Origin of the sequence: Paenibacillus sp. FSL H8-0175, assembly GCF_045040615.1 — a bacterium.
GTDB lineage: Bacteria > Bacillota > Bacilli > Paenibacillales > Paenibacillaceae > Paenibacillus_AQ > Paenibacillus_AQ odorifer.
Genome location: NZ_CP150299.1, coordinates 3,993,831 through 4,009,363, shown reverse-complemented (window position 1 = coordinate 4,009,363; position 15,533 = coordinate 3,993,831). Strand labels below are relative to the sequence as shown.

Here is a 15,533-nt window from a genome sequence, read left to right as displayed (position 1 = left end):
GTAACATACCAAGTCAACTGCTAAGTTACACACTGAGTCAGTCACACGCCGAGTTAACGGCTAAGTTACTAACTGAGTCACATAACTAGTAACGTGTAGGTCACTAACTGAGTCACACATTAAGTCAACCGCTAAACGACTTACTAAGGCACACAACAAATTCTCCCGCTGAGTTACCCACTGAGTCACACACCAAGTTAACGGCTAAGTCACCTCACTGACTAACACAACTAATCACCCGCCGAGTAACCCACTGAGCTACACACAAAGTAACACCAAGTCACCCGCTGATTAACCCACTGAGCTACACACCAAGTTAACGGCTAAGTCAGACAACAAATCACTCGCTAAGTGACCTTCCAAGTATCCTCAGCGGCCAACGGACTCAGATGACGCTATATGCGAATTTTCAGTTATTAGAGCAGAGTTTCGGACCCCAGTGAAGCTATTCAGCTTTTTGAGGTCGATAATTAGTGTTTTTCGCGCCAATAGTGACTCTGGGGTCCGATAGAATTACAAATGAGCCCAAAATTTATGTTTAAGGTCAGCTGAGTCCGATAGAATTGTACTATGAGTTCGAAAGTATTGGCTATGAGTTCAAAAGCAGCGACTAAAGCTCCGACAGTAGCAACTATGTACACGATAATAGCAACTAAAGCAAACTGAGTTTCGAATTTAGATTACTGCGGACTCAGATGACGCTATATGCGAATTTATGAGCATTAGAGCAGAGTTTCGGACCCCAGCGCAGCTATTCAGCTTTTTGAGGTCGATAATTAGTGTTTTTCGCGCCAATAGTGACTCTGGGGTCCGATAGAATTACAAATGAGCCCAAAAGTTACGATTAAGGTCATCTGAGTCCGAAAGCAGTGGCTATGAGTTCAAAAGCAGCGACTAAAGCTACAACAGTAGCAACTATGTACACGATAGTAACAACTATGTACGCGACAGTAGCAACTATGTACACGACAATAGCAACTATGTAAACGACAATAGCAACTAAAGCAAACTCAGTTTCGAATTTAGATTACCGCGGACTCAGATGACGCTATATGCGAATTTATGAACATTAGAGCAGAGTTTCGGACTCCAGCGCAGCTATTTAGCTTTTTGAGGACGATAATTAGTGTTTTTCGAGCCAATAGTGACCCTGGGGTCCGTTAGAATTCCAAATGAGCCCAAAAGTTACGATTAAGGTCATCTGAGTCCGATAGCAGCCGACTATGGGGATGGCCGGCAAGCAGAAATCCAAACGTGCCATGAAATAGCACAAAATCAGTACAAAGTAGCACCAAGCAGAACCTAGCAGAACCAAGCAGAACCTAGCAGAACCAAGCAGAACCAGCGAACCAAGGTCCCTGACTTTGAGAGTTGAAGCTATATATGCCTATGTATGCGCAAATAGTATCTAAATCAAACGGAGTGTCATTTTGGATCAAGTTTAGCTTCAAAAAGACAACGAGTCCAAGCAGCACCTCTTGGCTACTTAGGACGTTCCTTATTAGAAAGCTGAGGACAGCAATGTTGTGACAAAAAAACTACCCCTCCATTAATAGAGGGATAGCGCCAATGAATCATTTTCACTGTAACTGTGCAATATAGCTTCAGAGCCTTTAATTTCGATACTAATCAGAGAATTGAGGCATTTCTGGAGGGCACTTTTGCCCTTTTGAATTTTGAGCTCCAGCGTACTGTTAAGTAATCTAAGTACTTTTTGAGTGGGCTGTTTATTTTCTGTTGTGAAATACACAGGTACAAGTTTGTTCTGAAATGTGATGAGCATTCTCATTTTGAAATCACCTCGCTACAAGTATTTCATGTTAATGATCATACCCCTTGTTTCTTAATTTTACCTTAAAATTAGCTTATGATAACATAAAGATTGCTAGTTTAATATACATTTATATGTAATACAGGAAGGATACAATAATGTGAATGAGAAAGAACGAACGGATTTAACGGATTTAACGGAATTTTTATTTCCAGATCGGGTAACCGACCAAGTAGTTTTAAATGAATTGTTAAATACTGCGTCTACAGCAGAAAGGATAGGTAGATTCAAATATAGAGAGAAGGAGAAAACTAAAGATCTGTGTTTACAAATACATAAGGATAAAATACTAGCCTACTGCAATAATACACCGGACTCTCCTCCGTGTGTGCTGAAGAACAGAGAGGAAACAGAGAGCTTTTGTCTCGAGTTGTTCGAATGTGAGAGAGCAATGGAGCCCTTTGCTCACGGGATTCCGGCGTTACTAATGTCAAAAAAAAGGTTCGAGGAGCTGAAAAAAGGCTCTGATTCCTCTACGGTTCACAGACTCTCAGAGTGTTTAGCTGCAGAGACAGGAGATGATGTCCATTCCAACCATCTTGCACAAGTGATGAAATGCTTCGACGCAGAGGGAGAATTGCGACTCTGTATTTCTAGTGAAAATGGCTGGAAGTTTCAGTATGCTAGCTTCATAAGCGATCATTCAAGTGGCTGGTTGCTGCGAATGAGCAGCGATCCTTCCCAAGACTGGATTGTAGCTCTTCCTATATCGAAAGCACAATTATGTGGTTCTGTGGCAGAGTGGGTGTTTCATTCCTCCTCTTTTCCTAGTCCACAATAACCGTTGAATAGGGAGGAAGAGTAAGCTGATCTGAATTTAAGGTCACTTTGTCAGCAGTTGTCTTTTGGATCTTGGTGTAAGAGATACCCTCAACATTTGGATGAAGCGTAATGATTTGTTCATCTCCAGTTAGGTTATGAACAACGAGGACTTGATCCTCTGTTGTTATACGTTCGTAGGCCATTACCCCTGCATTGCCAGAAGTGTAGTCTCGAATTCCGCCATCACGGAGCGCAGGGACTTCGTTTCTTAACGCAATGAGTTCGCGGTATCTTTTAAGCAGTGAGCTGCTGTCGTTAGTCTGGCTTTCGACATTAATGCTAACATCATCAGCGTTATTGCTGCCGACCTCCCAAGTAGTCTGCCCCTCACCCTGATCCGCTGTCATCCATCTCATGGGCTCACGAATTCCTTCATCTGGTTTTACACCAAGCATTCCTATTTCTTCACCATAATAAATAAAAGGATTTCCAGGCAAGGTTAACAGCAGGGCTGCTGCCATTTTTGCATGATCCAGATTGCTGTCTAATTGACTCATGACTCTGTTTTGATCATGGTTTGTCAAAAAAATTGCATCGGTAAAATGGCTATCAGATATTTTGGAGTACAAATTATACGTACGTTCCAGCGTAAAGGCAGTCCCGCTGTCTTTTTCAGTTTTCACGGAATTAATAAGGGTCTCGGCTAACCCAAAGTTAAAGCTAGAGTCGAAAGCTTGATCCAAATAAGCCCCTACGGTGACTGCAGAATTCTCCCATACTTCGCCGACAATATAAGCTTGAGGATTCACTTCATTCATCGCTTTGCGGAAATCCTGCCACCAAGATACATTTTTATTGGTTGTGGCTTGGCTTTTGTCGCTTAGAAGGTCTTCGTATATATGTTTAGCAGCGTCTAAACGGAATCCATCAACCCCTTGTTCCAGCCAAAACTTGCCGATATCTTTCATTTCATTACGAACTTCCGTTTGATCAAAATTTAGATCAGGCATGCCTTCCCAAAAGCCACCTAGATAATGACTACCCAGTAAAGAGTGCCATGCACTGCCACTACCAGCGGCACTAGCTCCATTGGCAGGGCGTCCTTGATCTTCAGCCCATATGTACCAGTCGCGATATTTACTGTCCTTATTTTTAGCGGAATCTACGAACCAAGGATGTTCTATGGAGGTATGATTCACGACCAAATCCATAATTACTTTAATCCCACGTTTATGTGCCTCCGTAACGAGCTCTTGTAAATCCTCCATCGTCCCATAATCTGGATTGATTGCACGATAATCTGTCACATCGTAACCATGATAGCTTGGTGAAGGGTTGATAGGCATAAGCCAAATCCCACCGATCCCCAGATCGTCTGTGGTGTCAGGATTTCCGTCATTTAAGTAATCTAATTTCTTGGTAATCCCTTTGAGGTCACCGATGCCATCCCCGTCAGAGTCATAGAATGAACGAACAAAAATCTCATAATAAACCGTTGAGGGCTGTTCGTCAGTGGTAATCGTTTTTGCAGCGGGAGGTGTTGTAGTATTCTGAGCTGTATTTGCTTTTGGCGATGGAGAAGGGGAGGCAGAGGAAGGAATATTGTTATTATTTCCTGAACAACCGGATAGCAGAACGGCAGTTAAGCTAAGAGTCAAAAGTCCGTTTATTGTGTGTTTTTTGGCGATAGATGTTGCTCGTTTATCCATATAAAATAACCCCTTCTGCTGCAATTTTCCTATAAAGGAAATGGTAAGCGCTTTAATTCTTATGGTACTGTAATCAAATCCTCAGGTAAAACGTTTGCACAGATATAAAAACAGCAAATCCAGTGATATTTATCCATAAAATCAATAAAAACCGCTGATATCATGGATATTCTTTTAATTCCCCACGATATTCGGGATTTTAACCTTTCAGTAGGCATGTGCATATGCTTTAAGCAAGGGCGAAGGACCCGGTAAGAAAGGAGAATGAAGAATGAAGATTCGGAAAAAGCTGTCATTGTCGCTCATGATCATTACTTTATGCTTTTCAGTACTTGCCGGTTGCGGCGGAAAGTCAGAGACGGTAAAGGTGAAGATTGGGGAGGTTACCCGCTCTGTCTTTTATGCACCCGAGTATGTTGCCTTGACTCAAGGTTTCTTCAAAGATGAAGGGCTGGATGTAGAACTGCAGACGATTCCCGGTGGAGATAAAACCATGACTGCATTGCTCTCAGGAGCTATTGATGTGGCGTTGGTTGGTTCAGAAACCTCCATTTACGTGTATCAGCAGGGCTCGGATGATCCGATCATTAATTTTGCACAGCTGACTCAAAGGGATGGAACATTCCTGTTCGCCCGGAAGGCTGATGGAGATTTTAATTGGGATAAAGTGAAGGGCTCTACCTTCCTTGGTCAAAGAAAAGGCGGAATGCCACAAATGGCAGGCGCGTTTACTTTATCTAAAAAGGGAATTGATCCTGCGAAGGATATTACCTTGATCCAAAATATCGATTTTGCTAATATTGCCGGTGCATTTGCTTCAGGTACTGGGGATTATGTGCAGCTGTTTGAGCCGCAGGCCTCTATCTTCGAACGAGAAGACCGGGGAGCTGTAGTGGCATCGTTTGGGGTGGAGAGCGGTTATTTACCTTATACGGTATTCATGTCAAAAAACAGCTACATTAGGAAAAATGGAGATACCGTGCAAAAGTTCACTAATGCCATCCAGCGTGCTCAGCTTTGGGTGAAGGAACATAGTCCTGAAGAAATTACGGATGCCATAATAACTTATTTTGATAAAACGGATCGTGACATTGTGATTTCTGCTGTAAAACGTTACAAGGAGCAGGACACCTACGCCATTAATCCGGTTGTTGATAATGAGGAATGGAATAATCTACTAGATGTTATGGACAACGCAGGTGAACTTAAAGAACGTGTTCCAGCAGAAAAAATCGTGAACAATACTTTTGCTGAAAAAGCTGAAAAGACCATAAAGAGCAGTGGCTCTAAATAAGAGAGATAAGATCCTAAATGGATTTTGTTAACTATAAGGAGGGGATGACCTTGCTTCCAGTAGTGCAATTAAAGGGAGTAACGCATGCCTATCTCGGCGATCGGGAAGCTTCACTGGCCGTTGAGGATCTAAATCTTAATGTCGAGCAAGGAGAATTCGTCAGCTTAGTAGGCCCAAGTGGCTGTGGTAAGACGACTCTCCTATCGATTATTGCCGGACTGCTGCAGCCCTCTGAGGGAGAAGTATTCGTAAATGGCCAACCCATTCTAGGCCCTTCACCTGAGGTTGGATATATGCTGCAGCAGGATTATCTTTTTCCTTGGCGGAGTATTCTTGACAATGCCGTGCTTGGACTGGAGCTTACCGGAAGCTTAAACGAAGAAAGTCATAAACGGACTTTGGAGCTGCTGCGCGAGATGGGATTAGAAGGGAAAGAACAGGCCTATCCTTCTCAGCTATCCGGAGGGATGCGGCAACGGGTGGCTCTTGTACGAACATTAGCTACCAATCCAGGACTGCTGCTGTTAGACGAGCCGTTCTCGGCACTTGATTATCAGATCAAACTTCAGCTGGAAGATTTAGTCTCAGAGACCTTACGCAGCCGGGGAACCACGGCTATTTTGGTCACGCATGATCTGTCAGAAGCGATTGCGGTCAGCAGTAGGGTTATTTTATTGCAGCGAAATCCAGGGAAGATTCGTAAAGTTTTTCCTGTTCCGGAGCTAATCCGCTCAGCCCCACCGCTGTATGCGCGTGATCAGCCAGGGTTTGCGGAGCTTTTTCATGAAGTATGGACAGAGATGGAGATCGCAGGGAGGGAAAGCTAATGAAACGAACAGAGCAAGCGGGTGTCTTAGCTTCCCGTGAACTGTGGCTGCAGCAAATGCATGTGGATTTCAAAAAAACTAAACAGCGCCGGCGTAATCAGGTTATTGCTGTAAGAAGCAGTCTGTTGCTGCTGTTCTTTGTGTTGTGGGAAGCGGGAGCAAGAATGGGCTGGATTGATGAGTTATTGTTCAGCTACCCGACAAAAATCTTCAAACAGATTTGGCAGGATATGATCAGTGGAAGCTTGTGGCCTCATTTGGGGATGACGGTAGGAGAGACTGCGGTAGGCTTTGTTCTGGGAACCTTGTTAGGAACGCTGCTGGCAGTGATTATTTGGTGGTCTCCGTTTTTATCAGCGGTGCTTGATCCGTTTATGGTTGTCTTTAACAGTATGCCGAAGGTGGCCTTGGGGCCGATTTTTATCGTAATGTTCGGGGCGGGTTTCACCGCTATCGTTGTGACAACCTTATCGATTACGGTGATTATTACTACACTTGTTGTTTACAATAGCTTTTGCAGTGTGGATCCTAATCTGGTGAAGGTGGTCCGCTCTTTTGGAGCTTCTAAAGTTCAGGTGTTTTTTAAAGTGATTCTTCCGGCATCTTTTCCAACGGTGGTCTCTACCCTAAAGGTGAATGTGGGAATGTCATGGGTCGGGGTTATCGTAGGAGAGTTTCTAGTAGCAAAATCCGGTCTTGGGTACCTGATCATATATGGATTCCAGGTGTTTAATTTCACGCTTGTGATGTCCAGTCTGCTGATTATTGCAGCCGTAGCAACGGCAATGTATCAACTGGTAGTGTATCTGGAGAAGCGCTTGTTATACCGTCGGTAAGTCTAATGTAACGTTGTGTCCATTCACAAAATCTTGTAACATGTCTATATCTTTACCTATTAACGGTTAGTGCTTTTAAGGAGAGATAGGGTTATGGGATTTCGTGTGATTAAAACAGCTGCTGCGACGTTAATGTCCGTTCTTCTCGCGTCTGCAGTAGGCATACCCAATGCACAAAGTGCAGGGCTTTTAGCCATTCTGGGTGTGGAGGTTACCTTGAAAAGGAGTTTCCGGACGATAACGGCGCGTTTTTTGGCCTCGCTCGTGGGACTCTTTTTTGGGTGTATTTTATTTTGGATATTAGGGTTTCATTACTGGGTACTTGGACTGTACGTTCTTGTTGGCTTTCCAATGATTGTGAAGTCCGGCTACAAGGAAGGGATTGTCACTAGCTCTGTTATTGTGTTTCGTGTGTTTGGACAAGCTGAGTTATCGCTACATGTGTTGTTGCAGCAAGTAGAGCTACTGGCCATAGGTCTCGGTTCAGCGGGGGTGGTCAACTTAATTTACATGCCACAGACTGGGGGAGTTATTTATGGAATCCGCAAGGAAGTGGATCGATACTTTTCAGTTATTTTTACTCAGATGGCCCGTACTTTGCGTGAGCCTGCGTATATGTGGGATGGCAAAGAATTAATTGAAGCGGATAATGCAGTGCAGCGGGGACTGACAGCAGCTACTCGCGAGATGGAGAATCATGTAATTCATCCTGATGAAGCTTGGAATGTCTATTTCTATATGCGTAAGGAGCAGCTGGAATCGATACAAAGCATGATGCAGCTGATTTCTCAAGTATATCGCCATTTACCGCATGGAGAGATGGTAGCTGAATTGTTCGACCAGCTTAGCGGAGATGTTTTGGCTGAAGAATATACAGGCCGCACGGAACATTTGCTGGAAGAGCTTGAACATGAGTTTGAAAGCATGGATTTGCCAGAGACACGTGAGGAATTTGAAGTGCGATCAGCGATTCTGCAGCTTTGCAGAGAATTGGCACTGTATTTAAAAATTGCGAAACGCCATAAAATACCGGTCAGCTATAAGCCTGAGAAACGTTTACTCACCCGGAAAAAAGCTTAAAATTAGGCTTTAATAAAGTGAAGTATTAACATTCGCCCCTGAAATCACGATAAAATATGTATGAACTAAAAGTTGATCTTCGAAAGAGATTAACAATTATAGGGTGAGTTCAAATTCAAGCAGGAAATTCATATACGGATTTTCCGCATTGGCAGGTGAGGCGTATGGACAAAGATATGGAATCATTTATCGGAAAACAACTTGTAGCTAACCTCTTTAATGACAAAGGAGTATTTGTTTTACCCGCATTGACTTTATTGAGTGCTGAACATATTAGATTAATTCGTCAACATAAGATCACTCTGGAATCTCATGACGTCGTCCAGCTGGATAGCGCGGAATTTTTCCAGCTTGCAATTGATGATTGTACAGCTGCGATTGAGAATATTTTTGAACAGATTCGTCATAACAAAAATAAAAGAATTCCTATGCTGGAAGTTAGAAATGAAGTGATTCCGTTTATCCAGCAGGTAAGCGAAAAGAATGACTTCTACGGAGTATTGGCTGCTTTGCAGACCAAAGATGATTATACATACAGACATAATGTAGCTGTGGGCATAATATCTACCCTGCTAGGCAAATGGCTGAAGCTAAAGTCTGAGGATTTGAGCATGTTGACCATTGCAGCGACTCTTCACGATATCGGCAAAATGAGAATCCCGGATGACATATTAACCAAGCCCGGTCCATTATCCGACGAAGAGTTTCAGCTGATGAAAAAGCATACGACCTTTGGGTATGAGATGATCAGGGATACGGTAGGCACAAACCATACCCAAGCGCTAGTAGCCTTACAGCATCATGAAAGAATGGACGGCAGTGGTTATCCATTTGGTGTGCTTGGGAACCGGATTACTGATTTCAGTAAAATCGTTGCTGTGGCTGATGTGTTTCACGCGATGACCTCCGACCGATTTTATCGTAAAGCGGCTCCTTTATACGAAGTATTACTGCAAATGGAGGAGAGCGTGTTCGGTAAGCTCGACCCTTATATTTGCAGAGTATTTATTAATAAGTTAATGCAGTCAATGCTAGGGAACGAAGTGGAATTGACAGATGGGCGAAAAGGAAAAATTGTTATGATTCTTGCTACAGACCCTTTGCGGCCACTGGTGAATATTGATGAGGATTTTATTGACTTAAGCAAACATAGATCACTTGGAATTGTGCGGGTAATCCCGCAATAGCTGGTGTTTTAAGGTTTTATGAGGGGGTAGGAATGGCTCCGGAACAGGTTGGACCATTTTTGGAATCTACTCATATATGTACAAAATTTGAAATAAAATGAACTATGAGTCTCCTGAAAAAGCCTTCTTGAGGGCTTACTCAAATTTATTTATAGTCTAACAATCAACAAATGCCTAGAACCTGCATACACTTGATAGTGAATGATTGTATGGAGGAGGTTCAAAGATGTCATTAAGCCATAAACGTCAAACAAGGGAGATCATTACGAAGGCAATTTGCGGCAAAGGTCGTAAGTTCTCTACAGCAACCCATACCGTGACTCCGCCACATCATCCGACTAGTATTTTGGGGGCTTGGATTATCAACCACCAATACGAAGCGGTTGCCGCCGGGAACGGAATCGAAGTAATTGGTACTTATGATGTAAACATCTGGTACTCGTACGACAAGAACAAGCAGACCGAGGTAGCAAAGGAAACAGTCTCTTATGTGGAGCTCATTCCGCTTTCCTACCTGGACACGAGACACCGCACTTCAACAGTTGAGGTCTCTGCGGAGGCAACGCAGGAACCCAACTGTGTAGAGGCGGGCGTATCGCCAGGCGGAGGCAGTGTGACACTTCGCGTAGAGCGCGAATTCGAAGTGGAGTTGGTGGCTGAGACCAAAGTCCGTGTGTATGTCACTGAGCAAAGTGATGATCCAGAAGACAAGGATTATGATTTTGAAGGTGATAGCTTCGATTACGATGATCTGGACCCTGACAATCTGGATGATGAGCTGTAAGGAAGGATACGCCGCCGTTAACTGAGTATCAATGGGTTATGGTCCATTATATGTAGGGAGTGCGGCGGCGTAGAGGGCGAATGCCCTCCTTTTTTTTATTTATTTTTAGGATGAAAAAAGGTTCACGCTCGGATGGAGGCGCTAAAGAGTATGAATGAAGGTCTTAAGGTGTATTCAGAATTGTCTGTGGCAGAGAGAGAGTCCAGATTGCTTAGAAGCGGGGTTGAAGCAACGCTGACGCCCTCTGGAAAACGGTTTGTCGATACATATGCTTCACATGCTACTGAGAAGGGCCACAGGCAGTGTTATAAGATATTGGTTTATCATTTGACTGTCCTCCACATCTCTTTGCTTGGAGCAGGTCTTGGAATGCGTGCGGCCGCCGATAATTACAGCGAAGCTGTGAGGATTGCTAATGCCGAGAGCAATACCACGGGAGGCCGAGTGCGGGGAGAGCTTCGCGGGGTGATGAAATTGCTCCAGCGGATTGCTGTCCGCACGCTGTATAGCTTGGGGCTGGATAGCGGTGAGGTCCTGCTGAGGGCAATGGGGAACCGGAGGTATGTGGTGGAGGGGGTCACTCCACTAGTAAAGACCTCCGGGCAACGATTGCCCGAGCCTTATCGGTCCGCAGCGTTAGCGCTGGAACGAAAGCTGGCTCTGGAGCAGCCGGGCCGCAGCGGCCTGCTGATGGGCATGGACCCGGAGTTTATCATCCTCCGGGAATCCACCGGCCGCGTCGTGCCTGCGTCGCGGTACCTGCCCACGGACGGCGTCGCTGGCTGCGACGCCGGACCTCCGGGAACGCGCGGCGCGTTCCCGGTCGCCGAGCTGCGCCCTCAGCCGCGCGGGGAACCGCGCGCACTGCTGGCGCAGCTGATGTCCGCCGCGGCGCTGGCGGACCGGCTCATCGCCGACCGCTCGCTGCGCTGGCGGGCGGGAGGCATGCCGCTGACGGGCTGGGCCCTCGGCGGCCATCTGCACTTCAGCGGCGTGACGCTGACGGCGCCGCTGCTGCGCGCGCTCGATAACTATCTCGCGCTGCCCATGCTTCTGCTCGAAGACGTCCGCGCAGGGGCGCGTCGTCCCCGATACGGCGTGCTCGGCGATTTCCGGACTCAGCCGCATGGCGGCTTCGAGTACCGGACCTTGCCGAGCTTCCTGGTATCCCCGGTCATCGCTAAAGGCGCGGTCTATCTGGCTCACCTAATCGTGAGCCATTATGAGGACCTGACACAACGCCCGCTCGACCGGGAAGACCTGCATATCGCCTACTACAGCGGCGATAAATCTCCGCTGCGCGCCGCAATCCCCCCATTGCTGGCGCAGCTGCGTTCCCTAGGCGGCTACGAGATTGCCGCCCCCTATATCGAGCCTTTATTCGAATATATTGCCGCTGAACGGACGTGGGATGAATCACGGGATATACGTGAGTTATGGTGCAGCAAAGTAAAAGTGTGATTTTACTATTTGGTCTACATGTTAACAATGGTCCATGAACCGATATCTTGAAAACCAAGTCGTTTATAAATAACTCCGGCATGTGGGTTGTCATAAAAGAGGCACAATGACTTTCCTTCATGGAGCAGGTCTGCACATAGCTGTGCCATTACGCGCGAAGCAAGGCCTTGCTCTCTGAATGCTTGATGTGTGGCAACCCCTACAATCATCGCTGACATGGAATTTTCCGCTGAAGTTGAAGCGGTGACAATGACCTTATCTTCCCGTTCTATATAATAGGTGCGGCCGGTGTTGCTTTCCAGCGTTTTACGCAGGCTGGTTCTTGAACCATTCCGGCTGCTTTCAAATTCTTCAATGGTATCCGTGAGTGCGCAAATCGCTTCTACATCCTGAACCGTAGCTTTTTTAATAGGCTCAGCTGAAGAGAAGGACTCACTTATTTTATTGTTCATTTCTTTTAATTCAGCAAAATACAGCTGTTTTACTTGTTTGAAATTAATTTCACCGTCAAAAGCCTTCACCACCTCTGAGGCTCCGGAGATCATATGTATGTCATTATCCTTTCGGATAATCTCAGCGAACCCCTCGACATCAAAAGGGCCATCTGCATAAGGAAGGTAACTTCTATAGAAGCGCAGCAGAGCGGCTTTTATCCGCCCGTCGGCTGGGTCAATCTCTCCCCATAAATCCATGAAATCCTGCTCAAACCCAAAATTCTCCACATCGCCAATGATAAATAAATTAAGCGCCGGCTCTTTCCACAGCAATGCCATCAGCAGCTCTTGATCATCCTTCGTTAGCTTTCGTATCATATTGTATTCTCCTTTGATTTTTATATGGGCTGACGCTCTGTGTTAAGATTTTACAATATTTAAAAGCAGAAGAATATACCTCAAGTAAGTGTTTGTCTGATAAGTATTCTAGTCTTTCGTTGTACTAATGTGAGGTTTCAGGGTAACTTTGTCCATCAATTTTCTGTTATAATGGGGGACAGCATTAAATAGGCATGGAGGTTGACCATGGCACAATATACGCCGATGATAGAGCAATATTTAAAGGTAAAGGAAGGGGCTAAGGATGCCTTCCTATTTTTTAGACTGGGCGATTTCTATGAAATGTTCTTTGAAGATGCCATTTTGGCTTCCAAGGAGCTTGAGATTACGTTGACAGGCCGCGAAGGCGGGGGCGAGGAGAAAATCCCTATGTGTGGAGTGCCTTACCACGCCGCCGAGGGATATATTCAACGCCTGATAGAAAAAGGATATAAAGTCGCCATTTGTGAGCAGTTAGAGGATGCTTCAGTCACTAAAGGCATGGTGAAGCGGGATATTGTACGCGTCGTGACACCAGGAACCGTGATGGATGGAAAAATCATTGCTGACAAGAGCAATAACTACCTCGTTTGCGTCACCGAAAGTGACGGAATGATGGCATTAGCTGCCTGCGATTTAACAACTGGTGAGCTGTATGTTACTTCGGTATTATCTGGAGCCGAATGGCTGCGTGATGAGATTGGCATTTATGAACCGGCTGAGATCATCGGAGACGCTGCACTTTTGGAGATCCTGCGAAGCGAAACGCCGCTGTTAGCCAAACCTGTAGTTTACACCCCTTGGGAGAAACGCGAGGAGGAGCTGGCACGTCGTCAGTTCGGTGAAGCGGCATGGGTACGTCTAGAGAAGGAACGTGGACAATGTCTGGCGCTTCTGATCTCTTATCTGAATGAGACCCAGCGACGTTCGTTAGGGCAGCTTAGTCAGATTTCTCCTTATGAACCAGGCAATTATATGATTCTAGATCCATTTACACGCCGGAATCTTGAACTAACCGAGACGGTTCGCGAACGCTCCAAAAAAGGATCCCTGCTCTGGCTGCTGGATCGAACGGAAACGTCGATGGGCGCCCGTCTGTTGCGTCGCAGAATTGATAAGCCGCTATTGCAGCGAGCTCCGATCGAACGGCGCCTAGAGGCTGTCGATTATTTGTACAATCAGTTTATCGTTCGCGAGGACCTGCGTTTAGCGCTTAAAGAAATTTATGATTTGGAGCGTTTGGTGGGTCGTATTGCTTTTGGCAGTGCCAATGGCCGTGATATGAATGCTCTGAAATTATCGCTGGCACAAATTCCTGCATTGAAGGATTTATGTATGACCTCCGGTTCAGCTACTTTACGAGAGATCGGTGCAAGTATGGATGAATGCGCTGAGCTGCGAGAGGATATTGACCGCGCAATCGTCGAGGATGCCCCGGTGTCTGTGCGCGACGGTGGAATTATCCGTTCCGGTTATCATGAACGTTTGGACGAGCTTAGGGAAGCTAGCAGTAACGGTAAACGTTGGATCGCTGAACTGGAAGCTAAGGAAAGACAGGCCACTGGCATTAAGTCACTGAAGATCGGCTATAACAAAATCTTCGGGTATTTCATAGAGATCACCAAATCCAATCTGGCTGCACTGCCGGAAGGAAGATATGAACGTAAGCAGACGCTTGCCAACGCAGAGCGTTTTGTCACTCCTGAGCTTAAGGAGAAGGAAGCACTCATCCTTGAAGCTCAGGATAAAATGACGGATTTGGAATACAGCCTCTTTACCGAACTGCGTGATCGCATCAGCGGGCAAATTCCCCGCCTGCAAAATCTTGCGGAAAAGGTTGCCGAGATTGATGTGTATCAATGCTTGGCGGCAGTTAGTGCCGAACATCGTTTTGTGAAGCCAGTCCTTTCGGATGGTTATGATCTTCGGCTTGAAGGGGGCCGTCATCCCGTTGTGGAGGCGGTGCTTAAAGATTCTGCTTTTATTGCAAATGGAAGCACGCTGAGTAAGGAAGAAGGTAATATTCTTCTAATTACAGGTCCTAATATGGCGGGAAAAAGTACTTACATGCGTCAGGTGGCGCTGATCTGCATCATGGCTCAGATTGGATGTTTTGTACCAGCAAACAGTGCTGAAGTTCCGCTTATAGACCGGATTTTCACTCGTATTGGAGCAGCTGATGATTTGATCGGTGGACAAAGTACATTTATGGTGGAAATGGCTGATATCCAGGTTATGACAGAGAAAGCAACAGCTCGTAGCTTGATTATTATTGATGAGCTGGGAAGAGGTACCTCGACCAGTGAAGGTATGGCCATCGCTCAGGCGGTTATTGAATATGTACATGATGTTATTTCTTGCAAAGCTCTAGTTTCGACGCATTTTCATGAATTGGCTCATTTGGAAGGAAGTCTTAAAGGACTGCGGAATTACTCTATGGCTGTTCAAGAGAGCGGTGATAAAGTTAACTTCCTGCGCAAGCTAGTTCCTGGAGCGGCTGACAGCAGCTATGGCATCTATTGTGCACGTCTTGCGGGTCTTCCTGAAGGGATTATTGACCGAGCTTATGGTCTCTTGCAGAGCATTGAGCAGGCAGCCCATCCTGGTGGTTCTGAACTTCATTACGGGGGAAGCCTCGAAAGACAGGCGGCTGTAAGAGAAGTTGCTAGCGCATCCTCGATAGCGCAAGCCGTAAGTGTCATCACTGAGGCACCTGTAGAAAATGAGGTTGTTCAGTTGTCTATCTTTGGTGAGGAAGAACCACGCAAGAATCGCAAAGGTAGTGCACATCAAGTTGCGGTAACCGAAATCCAAGAGAATCCTGCGCTAAAAGAGTTCATTTCTTCTGTGCGTGACGCTGATCTTATGAATATGACGCCGCTGCAGGCGATGAGTCTGTTGAACGAGCTGAAGATGAAGGTTAAGGATCTGCAATAAAGATTTTATAATA

12 protein-coding genes are annotated in these 15,533 nt (G+C 45.7%); 9 read left to right on the top strand and 3 right to left on the bottom strand.

Annotation, left to right across the window (positions count from 1 at the left end; translation table 11 throughout):
- Positions 1–1,549 precede the first annotated feature (1,549 nt).
- The gene (locus MHH46_RS17850; protein ID WP_036687997.1) at positions 1,550–1,789 is read right to left on the bottom strand and encodes a hypothetical protein; all 240 of its coding nucleotides are present in this window, start codon (positions 1,787–1,789) and stop codon (positions 1,550–1,552) included.
- A gap of 469 nt (positions 1,790–2,258) precedes the next feature.
- On the opposite strand from MHH46_RS17850, the gene MHH46_RS17845 reads away from it, so the two are divergent.
- Positions 2,259–2,612 (top strand): hypothetical protein, encoded by a 354-nt coding sequence (locus tag MHH46_RS17845; RefSeq protein WP_139331022.1) that lies wholly within the window; start codon positions 2,259–2,261, stop codon positions 2,610–2,612.
- On the opposite strand, the gene MHH46_RS17840 is transcribed toward MHH46_RS17845, so the two are convergent.
- The gene (locus MHH46_RS17840) at positions 2,599–4,302 is read right to left on the bottom strand and encodes an alpha-amylase family glycosyl hydrolase (protein WP_076190178.1); all 1,704 of its coding nucleotides are present in this window, start codon (positions 4,300–4,302) and stop codon (positions 2,599–2,601) included. The genes MHH46_RS17845 and MHH46_RS17840 overlap by 14 nt on opposite strands.
- A 271-nt stretch (positions 4,303–4,573) precedes the next feature.
- Between MHH46_RS17840 and MHH46_RS17835 the strand changes: the two genes are divergently transcribed.
- From MHH46_RS17835 to MHH46_RS17805, 7 genes are all read left to right on the top strand, one after another.
- Positions 4,574–5,596 carry an ABC transporter substrate-binding protein gene (locus tag MHH46_RS17835; RefSeq protein ID WP_076190179.1) on the top strand — a complete coding sequence of 341 codons (1,023 nt, stop codon included), beginning with the start codon at positions 4,574–4,576 and terminating at the stop codon, positions 5,594–5,596.
- A gap of 50 nt (positions 5,597–5,646) precedes the next feature.
- Positions 5,647–6,423 carry an ABC transporter ATP-binding protein gene (locus MHH46_RS17830; protein WP_076142119.1) on the top strand — a complete coding sequence of 259 codons (777 nt, stop codon included), beginning with the start codon at positions 5,647–5,649 and terminating at the stop codon, positions 6,421–6,423.
- The gene (locus MHH46_RS17825) at positions 6,423–7,259 is read left to right on the top strand and encodes an ABC transporter permease (RefSeq protein ID WP_076128364.1); all 837 of its coding nucleotides are present in this window, start codon (positions 6,423–6,425) and stop codon (positions 7,257–7,259) included. Before MHH46_RS17830 ends, MHH46_RS17825 begins: the two co-directional genes overlap by 1 nt.
- Before the next feature lie 93 nt (positions 7,260–7,352).
- Complete coding sequence (locus MHH46_RS17820; protein WP_076190180.1) at positions 7,353–8,339, top strand: aromatic acid exporter family protein; 987 nt, start codon at positions 7,353–7,355, stop codon at positions 8,337–8,339.
- Between the two features lie 164 nt (positions 8,340–8,503).
- Entirely contained in the window at positions 8,504–9,526 is a 1,023-nt protein-coding gene (locus MHH46_RS17815) for an HD-GYP domain-containing protein (protein WP_051491532.1), read from the top strand.
- Positions 9,527–9,752: 226 nt separating this feature from the next.
- On the top strand, positions 9,753–10,310 hold the full coding sequence (locus tag MHH46_RS17810; protein WP_036687755.1) for an outer spore coat protein CotE: 558 nt from the start codon (positions 9,753–9,755) through the stop codon (positions 10,308–10,310).
- 468 nt (positions 10,311–10,778) lie between these two features.
- The gene (locus MHH46_RS17805) at positions 10,779–11,771 is read left to right on the top strand and encodes a putative amidoligase domain-containing protein (protein ID WP_256717174.1); all 993 of its coding nucleotides are present in this window, start codon (positions 10,779–10,781) and stop codon (positions 11,769–11,771) included.
- A 14-nt stretch (positions 11,772–11,785) separates the two neighbouring features.
- On the opposite strand, the gene MHH46_RS17800 is transcribed toward MHH46_RS17805, so the two are convergent.
- Positions 11,786–12,583 carry a GNAT family N-acetyltransferase gene (locus tag MHH46_RS17800; protein WP_076190182.1) on the bottom strand — a complete coding sequence of 266 codons (798 nt, stop codon included), beginning with the start codon at positions 12,581–12,583 and terminating at the stop codon, positions 11,786–11,788.
- 207 nt (positions 12,584–12,790) lie between these two features.
- Between MHH46_RS17800 and mutS the strand changes: the two genes are divergently transcribed.
- Complete coding sequence (gene mutS / locus MHH46_RS17795; protein WP_076184448.1) at positions 12,791–15,520, top strand: DNA mismatch repair protein MutS; 2,730 nt, start codon at positions 12,791–12,793, stop codon at positions 15,518–15,520.
- Positions 15,521–15,533 lie beyond the last annotated feature (13 nt).